Below are 13194 nucleotides of genomic sequence, written 5' to 3' on the forward strand. Positions count from 1 at the left end.
TCGCGCAGTCCATTGCGGTCCGGGTGGCGCGGTGCAACTCACGGCCAGCCCTTGCCCCGATCGCAGACATCGGGGCATTGAGCTGGATAACGGCGCTGGCGCGCCGATGTTGAGGACCGTTTCCTGACCCCGTTCAGTGTTCGCCGGGGCGCGCGGCCGCTTGGCCGGTCGAACGCCCCACGCGCTCGACCAGGGTCTGGCTGGCCGCGTTGAGCCCGCGCACCTCCACCTCGGCGCCATGGGCGCGCAGCTTGTCGACCACCCGCTCCAGCGCCGCCACCGCACTGAGGTCCCAGAAGTGCGCATTGGTCAGGTCGATCACCACCCGCCCCGGCACCTGCTGCAGGTCGATGCTGGCGGCGAACTGGCCGGCCGAGGCGAAGAACACCTGGCCGCTGACCGTGTACACGCGGGTGCCGTCGGCCAGTACCGTATCGCCCACCTGCAGCATGCGCCCCACCTTGCGGGCGAAGAACAGCGCCGACAAAAGCACCCCGGTCAGAACGCCCTTGGCCAGGTCGTGGGTAGCCACGGTCACCACCACGGTGGCGATCATCACCATCGAAGAGCTTTTCGGATGCTGGCGCAGCTCCTGGAACGAGCGCCAATGGAACGTGCCGATGCTGACCATCACCATCACCGCCACCAGCGCCGCCATCGGAATCTGCCGCACCCACTCGGCGCCGTACACCACCAGCAGCAACAGCAGTACGCCCGCCACCAGGCACGACAGCCGCCCGCGCCCGCCGGACGACACGTTGATCACCGACTGGCCGATCATCGCGCAGCCGCCCATGCCGCCGAACAACCCGGCGGTAATGTTGGCCAAGCCCTGCCCGGCGCACTCGCGGTTGCGCTGGCTGGGCGTGTCGGTCATGTCCTCCACGATCTGCGCGGTCATCATCGACTCCAGCAGGCCCACCACCGCCAGCGTGGCCGACACCGGCAGCAGCAGGCGCAGCGTGTCCCAGGTGAGCGGCACATCGGGGAACAGGAACACCGGCAGGCTGTCCGGTAGCGCGCCCATGTCGCCCACGGTGCGCACGTCCCAGTGCAGGCCGATCGACAGCGCGGTGAGCACCACGATCGCCACCAGCGGCGAAGGCACCGCGCGCGTTACCCGCGGCAACAGGTAGATGATGGCCAGCCCGGCCGCGCAGACGGCCCACACGTGCCAGGAGCGCCCGATCAGTTCCGGCATCTGCGCCAGGAAGATCAGGATCGCCAGCGCGTTGACGAACCCGGTGATCACCGAGCGCGACACGAAGCGCATCAGCACGCCCAGTTTCAACGCCCCCGCCAGCACCTGCAGCAGCCCGGCCAGAATGGTGGCCGCCAGCAGATACTGCAGGCCATGGTCCTTGACCAGGTCCACCATCACCAGCGCCATCGCACCGGTGGCCGCCGAAATCATGCCCGGGCGACCGCCGGCGATGGCGGTGACCACCGCGATGCAGAACGAGGCATACAGCCCCACCTTGGGGTCGACCCCGGCGATGATCGAAAACGCGATCGCCTCGGGGATCAGGGCCAGCGCGACCACGGTCCCGGACAGCAGGTCACCGCGGATATTGCCGAGCCATTGCTGGCGCAGCGGGTAGGAAACAGACATGGGCAGACTCCGCGCACCGGCGATGCGCACGGCGCGCTGTGTGATGAAGACAGGACACTCCCTGGAACCCGGCAATGGCACGGGCGCGTGGTGAACGCGGCATCAGGGTGGGGTCATCACAATCCAGCGGAGCGGGCAAAGGCGGCGCGCAGGATAGCGCAGCGCCGGGCCCGGCTCAAACGCCGGTTGACCAGCTGCGCGCGCCGCGCGCACGATGCCGGCTGATTCCTCGTGGCAGGTGGCAGGCATGTACGGCTTGATTGGCAGGATGTTGATCGCACCCGGGCAGCGCGACGCGGTCATCGCGATCCTGCAGGAAGGCACCGATGCCATGCCCGGTTGCCGCAGCTACGTGGTGGCCCGCGATCCCACCGATGCCGATGCGCTCTGGATCACCGAGGTGTGGGACAGCCAGGACCACCATCGCGCGTCGCTGGCACTGCCTGCGGTACAGGCTGCGATCGCCAGGGCCCGGCCGCACATCACCGGGTTCGGCGAACGCTTCGAGACCGAGCCTGTGGGTGGCATGGGGCTTTAGAGCCCTACGCCCGGCCGCAGCTCAGCGGGCAAACCGCCGGGCCCCGGCCACGCAGCTGACCGCACACACGGTGACCGCCAGCATCGTCCAGCTCACCTGTTCGTGCAGCAGCAGCGCCGCCAGGCCCAGCCCGAAGAACGGCTGCAGCAACTGCAGCTGGCCCACTGCGGCGATGCCTCCCTGGGCCAGCCCGCGATACCAGAACATGAAGCCGACCAGCATGCTGAACACCGACACGTAGGCCAGGCTCCACCAGGCCGGCGCGCCGATGGTGGCCAACGTGGGCGGCCAGCGCAGCCACATCAGCGGCACCATCAGGGGCATCGCCAGCAGGAGCGCCCAGCTGATCACCTGCCACCCACCCAGCGTGCGCGACAGCCGCGCCCCTTCGGCATAGCCCAGCCCGCACACCACCACCGCCGCCAGCATCAGCAGGTCGCCCTGCAACGACGCAGCACCGCCGCCGAGCAGCGCGTAGCCGGCAACCGAGGTGCTGCCCAGCAGCGAAAACCCCCAGAACGCCGGGCGCAGCCGTTCGCCGCCGCGCAGCACGCCGAACACCGCCGTGCTCAGCGGCAGCAGGCCCAGGAACACGATCGAGTGCGCCGAGGACACATGTTGCAGGGCCAACGCGGTGAGCAGCGGGAACCCCACCACCACGCCCAGCGCCACCACCAGCAATGACGCCACCGCGGTACGTGCCGGGCGCGGTTGGCGCAGCACCAGCAGCATCGCCGCGGCGATCAGGGCGGCGATGCTGGCGCGCGCGGCGGTCAGCAAGGTCGGATCAATGTCGGCGACCGCCACGCGCGTGGCGGGCAGCGAGCCGGCGAAGATCAGTACGCCGATGAATCCGTTGATCCAGCCCCGGGTGGTGGTGTCCATTCTGGTGTTCCTGCGAGTGGCCACCAGTGGACCACGCGGCGCCTGCCGGCCCCAGACACAGTCCAGTACACTTTCACCAAACTGTTATGCCCCCATCCCCAGTACGGACCCCGTGGCATGGAGCTTCGCCCTACCCGCATCGCCGCCGTGATGACCAGCGTGCGCGCCCGCATCAACGCCCGCAGCTACGTGCCGGGCATGCGCCTGCCGTCGGTGCGCGCCCAGGCCAAGGCCCTGCAGGTGTCTGTGTCCACGGTGGTGGAAGCGTACGCACGGCTGGTGGCCGAAGGCGTCATCAGTTCACGCCCCGGCGCGGGATTCCACGTCAACGGACCGGTGGCACCGCTGGCGCTGAGCGGCATCGACCCGCCCCGCGACCGCCAGGTCGACCCGCTCTGGCTGGCCCGGCAATCGCTGGAGCACGATGCGCGCGTGCTAAAGCCGGGCTGCGGTTGGTTGCCCGAAGACTGGATGTACGTCGAGGGCATCCGCCGCGGCCTGCGCAGCGCGGCCCGCGCATCGGCCACGTCCCTGGCCGACTACGCCAGCCCGCTGGGCCTGCCGCCGCTGCGCCAGCTGCTGGCACGGCGGCTGGCCGGCCAGGGGGTGGACGCAGCACCGGAGCAGATCCTGCTGGCCGAGTCGGGCTCGCATGCCGTCGACCTGATCTGCCGTTTCCTGTTGCAGCCCGGCGACACCGTGCTGGTCGATGACCCCTGCTATTTCAATTTCCTGGCTCTGCTCAAGGCACACCGGGTGCAGGTGGTGGGCATTCCGTACACGCCCAACGGGCCCGACGTGGAGGCGTTCGGTGCGGCGCTGCAGGCGCATTCGCCGCGGCTGTACATCACCAATTCGGGCCTGCACAACCCGACCGGGGCGGTGCTCTCGCCGGTGACCGCACACCGCCTGCTGACGCTGGCCGAAGGCAGCGACCTGGTGATCGTCGAAGACGACCTGTTTGCGGATTTCGAACACAGCCCCGCGCCGCGGCTGGCCGCCTTCGACGGGTTGTCGCGGGTGATCCAGATCGGCAGCTTTTCCAAGACGCTGTCTGCTGCGGTGCGATGCGGTTTCATCGCCGCGCGACCGGAGTGGATCGACGCCCTTGCCGACCTGAAGATCGCCACCAGTTTCGGCGGCGGTCGCCTGGCCGCCGACATCCTGCTCACCGCACTCACCGACAGCGGCTACCGCCGCCACGTGGAGACCGTGCGCACGCGCCTGGCCGCCGCACGCGACCTCACCCTGGATCGCCTTGCCACGCTCGGCATCCAGCCCTGGATCGTGCCGCAGGCGGGCATGTTGCTGTGGTGCCGTTTGCCCGATGGCCTGGACGCTGCAGCCATCGCGCAGCGGAGCCTGGCCGACGGCGTGGTGCTGGCGCCCGGCAATGCGTTCAGCCCGTCGCTGGGTGCGCCCGGCTTCCTGCGCTTCAATGCCGCGCAGGCACAGGACACGCGCGTGTTCGAGGTGCTGGCGCGGGCCATGCAGGGGTGATCCATCGTGAATGCTTCATGCGTGTGCCCCACACTGCCCTGCACTTCACGGGCGTTGCGCACCCCGCGCGGGATAGTAGCCACAAGGCAGGGGACGACAGGCGCAGTACATGTGGGACAGAAGCGACGATAGTGACCGGGTGGCGTTGATCGAAGCCCTGAACGTGATGGACCCTGCGCTGGGGAAATCACTGGACCCGATCACCGAGCTTGCGGCCTTCACCTTCGGCGTTCCGATCGCGCTGATCTCCATCCTCGATGCCGACAGCCAGCGCTTCATCTCGCGCGTCGGGCTGGCACTGGATCGCACCGACCGGCATGCCTCGGTGTGCGCCTGGGCGATCCAGTCCGACCAGGTGATGCAGGTGGCCGACCTGCGCGAAGATCCGCGCTTTGCCAACAACCCATTGGTCACCGGGCCAGAGCAGCTGCGCTTCTATGCCGGCGCACCGTTGGTGACCAAGGCCGGGCTGGCGCTGGGTACGCTGTGCCTGATGGACCGTGTGCCGCGAGTGCTGTCGCCCCTGGAAACCCAGCAGCTGCAGACCCTGGCGCGGGTGGTGATGGCGCAGATGGAACTGAAGGTGTCGATGGGCCGCCGCGAGCAGGTCACCGGGCTGCCCAACCGCCAGCAGTTCCAGGCCGATCTGGACCTGCTGACGCGGCGCGGCGACAGCGGACGCTTCACCGCGGTGATGCTGGATGTGTTCGACGTGCACAGCGCCAACGATGCCGGCCAGGCGTTGGGCATGAAGCCGGTGGAAACCCTGCTGCGGCAGGCCGCCCTGCGCGTGCAGCACGTATTGCAGGACCAGGCGGCGGCCTACCACGTGGGCGTGAGCCGCTTCGCGTTCGTGCTCAGCGACCAGGACCATGCGCAGGTGGACGCGCTGCTCGACCGCCTGCGTGAGCGCCTGCGGCGGCCGTTGCTGGCCGGCAGCATCCCGATGTCGCCGCAGTTCCATGCCGGCGTCTGCGATTTCCAGGCCACGCCGGTGGACACCGGGGATGTGATCCGCAAATGCCTGGTGGCGATGAACCACGCCATCCAGACCGATGCGGGCCGCTGCTGGTATTCGGAAGACCGCGATACGCGCCTGCGCCGCCGCTATCGGCTGGCTTCCGACGCGGCGCGCGGCCTGGCGCAGCATCAGTTCAACCTGGTCTATCAACCCCGCTTCGCGCTGTGCGACGGCCTGCCGGTGGCTGCCGAAGCGCTGCTGCGCTGGGTGCACCCGATGCTGGGGCCGGTCGGGCCGGGCGAGTTCATTCCCGTGCTGGAGCGCACCGCGCTGATGCCGGCGATGAGCCGCTGGGTGGTGGACCATGCCTTGGCCCAGCTGGCGCGCTGGCAACACACGCTGCCCGGCTTCTGCCTGTCGCTGAACCTGTCGGCGCGCGACTTCGACGATGCCGGCCTGTGGGACATGCTGTCCTCGCAGATGGCCGCCCACGGCGTGCCTGCGTCGTTGCTGGAAGTGGAAATCACCGAAGGCGAATGGCTGCAGGGCCATCCGTCTGCCCTGCCCCAACTTCGCGCGATGGCCGCCGCCGGCATCCGCATCGCCATCGATGACTTCGGCAGCGGCTACAGCAACTTCAGTTACCTCAGCGAGCTGCCGGTATCGCTGATCAAGATCGATCGCAGCCTGGTCACCGGCATGGCCCAGTCACGCACCGCGCGGCTGAAAGTGGAGGCGATCATCAAACTGGCCCGGCAATTGGGCTACCGCACAGTGGCCGAAGGCGTGGAGAACGAGGCGGAGCTGTCGCTGCTGCGCCTGTGGGGATGCGACGAGGCACAGGGCTACCACCTGGCCCGGCCGATGGTGGCCGAGGCCGCAGCCCACCTGGTGGCCGCCTGCCGCGCCGGATCGCCTGCCGACGAAGTAGGCTGAGGCATCACGCCATTGCCTTGGACCGGGAATTCACCGGACCTTGATCGGCTCCGGCAGTACGCTCAAGGTGCATCGTCGAGGAACCAAGTGGATGCCCAATACAGGCCTGTTCTACCTGCTGGATGTAATCGGTGACGCCAGCCAGGAGGATCCGCAGGCGCTGAGCCGGTTGACCTTCGTGCGTGCCCAGTGTCTGCAGTGCCACGCCATCCTCAACATGTCCGGCGCACCGGGCCTGGTCAACGTGGCCCATGGTGCGGCCGTACTCACCTGCGAGCGGTGCAAGAACCGCCAGGCCATTTCCGGCGCGCGCTTTGCCGACTTTGTGCGGCGCGTGGAAGACGGGCTGATCCCCACCGTGGGAGACATGACCCAGGCACCGGGTGCAAGCGGGGACGACACGCACCTGCATCGCCACTAGGTCATCGCTCGCCACTGAGTAAAACGCGGACGCTGCCGCCGCTCGCGGCGGCGCGGACCTCATGCGCGCGGGATCCCCAGCGTGAATCGTGCGCCTTCCCCCGGGACCGAATCGATCTCGACGAATCCGTCGGCCTGGCGCACCGTGCCCCGAATCTGGGCCAACCCCAGCCCGGTGCCCATGCCGGCCGGCTTGGTGGTGAAGTAGGCTTCGAACAGGCGCTTGCGCACCTCCGGTGCGATGCCCGGTCCATCATCCTGAACGCTGAGCACGATATACGCACCGGGCTTGTGCGGTTCCTCCACGGGCACCTCCTCCACCTGCCGCTCCCCCAACAACAGGGTGACGTTGCCGCGGTCACCGCAGGCATCGCGCGCGTTGATGACCAGGTTCATCACCGCCCGTTCCAGGCTGTGGGGGTCAACCTGGACCAGCGCCTGGGTGAGTTCCGGGCGGTAGGCCAGCGTGATGCCGGCGCCCGCGGCCTGCTGCAGCAGCGGCAACAGCTCCTCCATCATCCGTGCCACGTCCACCAACTGCGGGCGATAGGGGTGGTGGCGGGCGAACCCCAGCAGCCGCTGCGACATTGCCGCGCCCTGCTGCACCGCCCGGTCTGCCATCTGCAGCAGACTGGCATCGCGCTCCACCAGCTGCCCGTGCGTGCGCACCATCTCGATGGCCGTACCGGCCACGTGCAGCACGTTGTTGAGGTCGTGCACGGTGCCGGCCAGCAACTGCCCGACCGCGTCGCCCTTCTGCGCCTGCGCGGCTACGGTCTCGGCCACGCGCTGGGCGACCCGGGCGATGTCCAGCTCCCCCTGCAGCTCGGTGCTGCGCTGCTGGGCGTTGGCCAACTGCGCGTTGAGCTCGTCGGTGAACACCGTTCCCACCATCGACGGCGCATGTTCGCGCAGCGCCGCGGTCAGGGTGCGCAGCGCCGCCTCGGCCCGGTGCCGGGCGGTGACGTCGCGGTTGACCGCCAGCAGCCCACGCACCGCACCCTGCGCGTCGCGCAGCGGACTGGTGGAGACCAGCCAGAAACGGTGCTCGCCGGCAGGCGTGAGGCACTGCGCCTCGAACTGGCGGCGCTCGCCGCGCGCGGCAGCGTCCAGGGCGTCGGCCACCTTGTGGTGTTCCTCCTCCGGCCACAGCGACGCCCACTGTGCGCCGATCACATGCTCGGCATTCTCCGCCGCCACCCGGGCCAGCCCGTGGGCGTTGACGAACCTGACCGTGCCGTCCAGTGAGACTTCCTTGATGGAGTCCAGGGACAGCTCGACGATCTGGTGAAAAACATCATCCATCTGGGGGATGGTCATGGACGCGGCGCTCGACGATAGGGGGCCATTCTGCACCCATCCGGGGCGCGCCGCGCAGGGCCGTCGGTGGCCAGGGCACGGGTGCCGCCCCACCGGGCCCCAACGACCGGACACGGGAACGCGCGTGGGCGCCACCAGATGTGCCATGCTCCGCCCCACAACCACCGGAGAACACTGCAATGGCCAAGGGTATGGACAAGCAGAAAGAGCAGAAGAAGAAGCCTGCCAAGACTGCCAAGGAAAAGAAGGCAGAGAAGAATGAAAAGAAGAGCGCACGCGGTTTCGCGCCGACCTGATTCTTCGGGAAACCAGCGGGCGCCATGGGTGGGGCAGTGCGTCTGCAACGTGCACTGACCGGCCTTGGCGCCCGCTTCCGTCCGGCTGCTGGCATGGGCGCCACACCCCCAGCTGGCATGCTCACGGCAGCAGCGTATTACCTACCTTAGGCAGAGCATCTGGCCCACCGGCGCCGCCACCAGCCGGAATGTCTTCAGGGTCAGCGATGGCACCGCGCAGCGAGTGCATTGCGGTGCAGGCTGGCTGGGCAGCAATCTCTCACCCTTATTCGCAGGCCAAGGCGGCAGCGTCCAACAGCGGCCCCACAGCAAGCGCCGGCGCCGGGCGATCGGCCGGAAAAGCGGCCGCGATGGCCTTGGCTGCACGGTCCGCGTGCGGCTGGATGTACCACGACGCATCGCTGGACAGTGTTTTTCCCCGCACGTCCCGTTCGAACCGATACTGGCCCCAGTAAATGGCCAATGGCTCTTCGAGTGCGTTCAACGGATTGGGCAAGGCCAGCGCGCCTGGGCACCGCCGCGCGAACGCCGCAGCCAACGCCTCCCGGTTGGCCACGGGCTGGCCCGCCGACAGGAAATGCGCATACTCGTGCAGCACGATCGGCGCCCAGTCGTCCTCCACATCCAGCGCGGAGAACAGCACGATGGAGCCACCGCGCAGCTTGGCCTGGGTGCGGTCCGAGTACGGCCACCACACGAAACGCACGTGGAAGATGGGGGCAGCCTCGGCGCCGTAGAAGGTGCGCATGCGCGCCGCAAACGCAGCGGCTTCCGGCGCCGCCAGCTCCCTGGTCAACGCCTCCTGTTGGCGGCGGAAACGCGCTGTCCCGGCCAGCAAACCACGCGCACGGGGCGCAAAGCGCGCGTAGAAACGTCGCAACAGCGCCCGGTCCCCGGCTGCCTGCGCAGCGATGGCGGCCTCGGTCGCGGCCGTGAATGACGCCGCGTTCTGGAAGTAGCCGGTGTATGGGTCGCCGGTACGTGTATCGCTGCCGGCGAAGAGGCTATCGGCCAGCGGGCGTTTCCCCGCGTCATCACGGGCCATGGGAGACGTGCGTTGGCGAAACCGCGCATACGCCTCGAGCGCGGCACGATCCTCCGCGTCCAGCCCGAACCTGCGCTCCCAGTCCTGCTGGTAGATCGCGCTGGTATAGCCCGGCAGCCAATCGGGCAGGTTGTCCAGCAGATTGAACAGATCAAAGGCTGCGTCGTAGCCCACCGTCACCAGCGGAGGTGCCTGGGCCGTAGCGTCGCCCGCCTCGGCGCGGGCCCACTGGGGCGTCAGCAGAAGAACGGCGATGCACACAAAGTGCCGTGCTTGAGATCTGAATGACATCCGTCATGCTCCTGGACGATCGAGTGGCCTGATTCGAGCATGGGACCGACGGTTCCACAACGTGCCCATCGGCAGGGGTCTGACTCGGTCCGCGGAGAAAGGTCTGGCGTTTGGATGACGCTAAGACGAGGGCCTGGAGTGGGTCAACGGGAGGAAGGCATTGTGCGTAGTTCTTGCGTCCATGGCGTTGAAGCCGCCGCATGTTTGCGTCAGAGCTCCCCCTTTTTGAATGGAGCGGGCGTATGCAAGGGAGTGGTCAACATTTCGGTATCGCGACGGCCACAATTGCGCTTCTGCTCCTGGCTGCCTGCACATCCGTCGGTGACATGCGAACGTCGGGCCCTTTGGCTACCTTCTCTTCCAACCAAGATGCATTGGCTTCCGCCACTTGCATTCGTGATGCATGGGGAGAGGTGAGTATCGGAGGAACGCGCTGGCAGTCAGTAATCGAGCCGCGTTCCGGTGGCTACTCTGTTTCGACTTCCACCGGCGGCATCCCACCGGAGTTCGTAGAGATCGCAAGCCGGGCTGACGGGGGGAGCGAAATCAAGTTTTACAGCACGTTCCTTAAAGGCCGACAGGCTCGCTACATAGAGGCAACTGGCCAATGCGGTACGCCCTCGAGTTAGTCGCTCACTGCGAGCAACCCGGTAGGGGCAATCCTTGGCCTTCGCTGCACGTCGTTTGGCGTCGTTGAGCATGTGAGTCGTCCGCCAGTGCGTCGGGGGCAGGGAAATTCCAACCCTGGCTCACAGCCTGACTCACTTTTTACCCGGTGCAAGTGGACGCCCCTGGAGGCCGATGAACGGTAAATCGCCCTATTCCCAGCGCCAAACTTGCATTTCTGGACATCGATGGACGTTGCCCGACGTCAATGTGGTGGGCCCACCAGGATTCGAACCTGGAACCAAAGGATTATGAGTCCTCTGCTCTAACCGTTGAGCTATAGGCCCTTGCGGCTGCACAGTGTAGTGGAGCCCCCTGCACGCTTGCCACTCCACGCCCAAGCATCATCCGAAACGCTGCCCCATCGCCTGCACCCGGCGTGCATTCTCCGCCGCCAGCGCGCGCAGCTCGGCCGAACGCAGCAGTGCCGAGCCCGCCACGCGCTGCCAGTAGTCCACCGCCAGCGGCGCCGCCCAGTGCAGGTGCGCAAGCTGGCCACTGCGCTCCGGCGCGACGGATGCCAGCGGCGTGGGGGCACGTACGACCCCGGTGCGCGAAGGCGCCAGTGACATCGGCAGCATGTCGTAGACCGGTGCCAGCGCCAGCGGGCCGCGATCCACCAGGTGGAAACCTAGATTGCCCTGGTGCATGTCGCTGTTGCCGATGAGCCGGCCGAACGCGTGCAGCCTGCCCATGGTGGCCTGCGCGTCGCGATCGGCCCAGCCCTGCGCCAGCAACGCGTCGCCCGCCGTTCCCCAGTCCAGGGTCACATCGCCGACGAAGGCCGATGACAACGCCAGCAACGAGACGAAACCGCGCCGACCGAGCACGTCAACGGTGCGGTCGAAGCGCTGCACCTCCAGAAAGGTATGCGTGTCGGTCTGGAGTATCTCCGAAACGGCTGCCTGCATACCGGCGTCGCGCAGGCACTGCAGGGCCAGGTGCTCGCAGACCAGCAGGTCCGCCCAGCGCTCTGCGGCTTGCCCTGCGGTGGGCTGCGCGAACTTGACCAGCGCTGCGTAGCGGCCGCCATCATGCTCGACCGTCGCGGTGAACTTCGGTTGCTCGCCACCGGGCGACGAGCCGACGTCTTCGCCTTCCAGTGCAGCCGCGGCACGCTCGGGATAGCGGCGTGCACGCTCCCCCGCTGGAACCCGGTCACCGGGCGCGTCCAGTCCGCGCAGCGCCATCTGCACCGCATCGCCGCCGAGCAGGAGATCACCGATTTCGGTTCCGCCTGCACGGACGAGTACCTGCAGGGTATCGGCCAGCTGCCATCGATTGAGGTCGTCGGGAACGCCCAGATCCCGGCCGCGACGATGCGCGAAGGTGCGACCGAGGAAGCCCTGCGGGCGCAGGTCGTCCAGGTACCACGGCAGCCGCGGGAAGTGGCCTTCGACTGTCTCGTCTGGCGAACGGGTCAGATTGGGGCGTGCGGCGGTGGTCGCCAGGTGGAAGGTCTCGCCCGTAAGTGCCACGACCGTGCCCAGTTCTTCGAGGGTGGCGTCCGGCCCCAGCCGGAACAGCGGCCACTCGCTGCCCGCGGCGGTCTGCTGGCGGACGGCATAGGCCGTGGCGCGGGTGCGACCAAGTCGCACCACGCGGTCCCCGGTCTCGGCCACAAGACGACTCAACGTTGTCCGGGTAACCCCCAGGCGATCGACAAGATCGGCAGCTGATACGACCTCGCCGGCAGGCAGGTTGTCGAACAGCGTCTGGAGCTGGACGGTACGAGGACGGGCCATGGCCTGAGTTTCGAAACGAATTAAGTTACGAATCTATACGCCAATCTTCGGCGAAGCGCAACCTGAATCCACCCATAAGCCATTGATTAAAATGGCATCACTCCGAATAGCATCGAGATAACACGCCCAATTAAGTTACGAAACGCGCAACGAAATCCCGTGTTCCGCCTATCGATCTCCCGCGCCCTCGAACAACCGCTCCATCCGCTGCGCCGCCGCCCGGCTCGAGTACACACCCCCCGGGCTGTCGCCGCCGATCGCGCACTTTCCGTTGTCGGTAAGCACCAGCTTCGACCCTTGCAGCGAGGCTCGCATTGCGCACGGCTCCTCGCCCAGGAACAGCTCATCGCCCATCGGCTCGGCGCTGCCGATCAGCGTGCCCTCGCCTTTGCCGCTCGAGGGCAGCATGCGCACATGCAGCGTGTCGCCCTTGGCCTGGATCTCCAGCACGCGCCCGGCGCTGCCGTCCCACTGACCCAGCCAGCTGCTGAAGTCGGTGTCGGCCATGTGGCCGGTCTTCATGACGCGCTGTTCCGGTGCCCAGCCCACCACCGTTTTGCCAGGTGGCAGGACCTGCACGCAGTAGTAGTCGTTCCAGCGGCTGCCGATCACCAGGCTGCTGCCCGGTTCGACCTCATCGCCGCTGCGGCAGCCGTCCTGCGGCGTGTCCAGGCAGCCGGGGCGCTCCCCCACCAGCGCAAAGTTGCCGGCATCCACGACGCGACCGACCGTGAGGTCCGGCTGGGTCTGGAAGAAATCCGCTGCGTTGCAGGCAGGCTGCTGCGGCTCCGCAGCCAGCGCGGCGAAGGGGCACAGAGCAAGGACAAGCACGCCTTTTTTAATCGTCATTCCATTGATCCACAGGTGTAAAGCGACGCGCATCCTACCGCATCCGCATGCGCGCCTGCTGCACACGCGGCACCACGTGCCGCCCCAAAAAACAGACCCCGCTTGCGCGGGGTCTGTCGGTGTTTCAACG

Annotated in this window: 10 protein-coding genes and 1 tRNA gene; 4 read left to right on the plus strand and 7 right to left on the minus strand. The window is 67.6% G+C overall.

All coding sequences use genetic code 11. The features are described from left to right. Positions 1-133: 133 nt before the first annotated feature. Positions 134-1612 (minus strand): SulP family inorganic anion transporter, encoded by a 1479-nt coding sequence (locus GQ674_RS16875; protein WP_159497983.1) that lies wholly within the window; start codon positions 1610-1612, stop codon positions 134-136. A 268-nt stretch (positions 1613-1880) separates the two neighbouring features. On the opposite strand from GQ674_RS16875, the gene GQ674_RS16880 reads away from it, so the two are divergent. Then, positions 1881-2150: a putative quinol monooxygenase gene (locus tag GQ674_RS16880; RefSeq protein WP_236546109.1), complete on the plus strand. Its 270-nt coding sequence runs from the start codon at positions 1881-1883 to the stop codon at positions 2148-2150. 21 nt (positions 2151-2171) lie between these two features. Here GQ674_RS16880 and GQ674_RS16885 read toward each other — a convergent pair whose 3' ends face one another. Further along, positions 2172-3035: a DMT family transporter gene (locus tag GQ674_RS16885; RefSeq protein WP_159497985.1), complete on the minus strand. Its 864-nt coding sequence runs from the start codon at positions 3033-3035 to the stop codon at positions 2172-2174. A gap of 117 nt (positions 3036-3152) precedes the next feature. Here GQ674_RS16885 and GQ674_RS16890 point away from each other — a divergent pair, with 117 nt between their 5' ends. The 3 genes from GQ674_RS16890 (at position 3153) to GQ674_RS16900 (ending at position 6853) form a co-directional block, all read left to right on the plus strand. After that, positions 3153-4535, plus strand: coding sequence for a PLP-dependent aminotransferase family protein (locus GQ674_RS16890; RefSeq protein ID WP_159497986.1), 1383 nt, complete (start codon positions 3153-3155; stop codon positions 4533-4535). Between the two features lie 109 nt (positions 4536-4644). After that, positions 4645-6432 carry a sensor domain-containing phosphodiesterase gene (locus GQ674_RS16895; protein ID WP_236546110.1) on the plus strand — a complete coding sequence of 596 codons (1788 nt, stop codon included), beginning with the start codon at positions 4645-4647 and terminating at the stop codon, positions 6430-6432. Positions 6433-6523: 91 nt separating this feature from the next. After that, the gene (locus tag GQ674_RS16900) at positions 6524-6853 is read left to right on the plus strand and encodes a hypothetical protein (RefSeq protein ID WP_159497987.1); all 330 of its coding nucleotides are present in this window, start codon (positions 6524-6526) and stop codon (positions 6851-6853) included. Between the two features lie 59 nt (positions 6854-6912). Here GQ674_RS16900 and GQ674_RS16905 read toward each other — a convergent pair whose 3' ends face one another. From GQ674_RS16905 to GQ674_RS16925, 5 genes are all read right to left on the minus strand, one after another. Continuing rightward, positions 6913-8157: a PAS domain-containing sensor histidine kinase gene (locus tag GQ674_RS16905; RefSeq protein WP_159497988.1), complete on the minus strand. Its 1245-nt coding sequence runs from the start codon at positions 8155-8157 to the stop codon at positions 6913-6915. Positions 8158-8733: 576 nt separating this feature from the next. After that, entirely contained in the window at positions 8734-9804 is a 1071-nt protein-coding gene (locus tag GQ674_RS16910) for a hypothetical protein (RefSeq protein WP_236546111.1), read from the minus strand. An 877-nt stretch (positions 9805-10681) separates the two neighbouring features. Further along, a tRNA-Ile gene (locus GQ674_RS16915) sits at positions 10682-10757 on the minus strand. A 57-nt stretch (positions 10758-10814) separates the two neighbouring features. Beyond that, a complete protein-coding gene (gene yjjJ / locus GQ674_RS16920; RefSeq protein WP_159497989.1) occupies positions 10815-12215 on the minus strand; it encodes a type II toxin-antitoxin system HipA family toxin YjjJ in 1401 nt (466 codons plus the stop codon). Positions 12216-12383: 168 nt separating this feature from the next. Beyond that, entirely contained in the window at positions 12384-13097 is a 714-nt protein-coding gene (locus GQ674_RS16925) for a hypothetical protein (RefSeq protein ID WP_159497990.1), read from the minus strand. Positions 13098-13194: the final 97 nt, after the last annotated feature.

This window comes from Stenotrophomonas sp. 364, from assembly GCF_009832905.1.
Lineage (GTDB): Bacteria > Pseudomonadota > Gammaproteobacteria > Xanthomonadales > Xanthomonadaceae > Stenotrophomonas > Stenotrophomonas maltophilia_AP.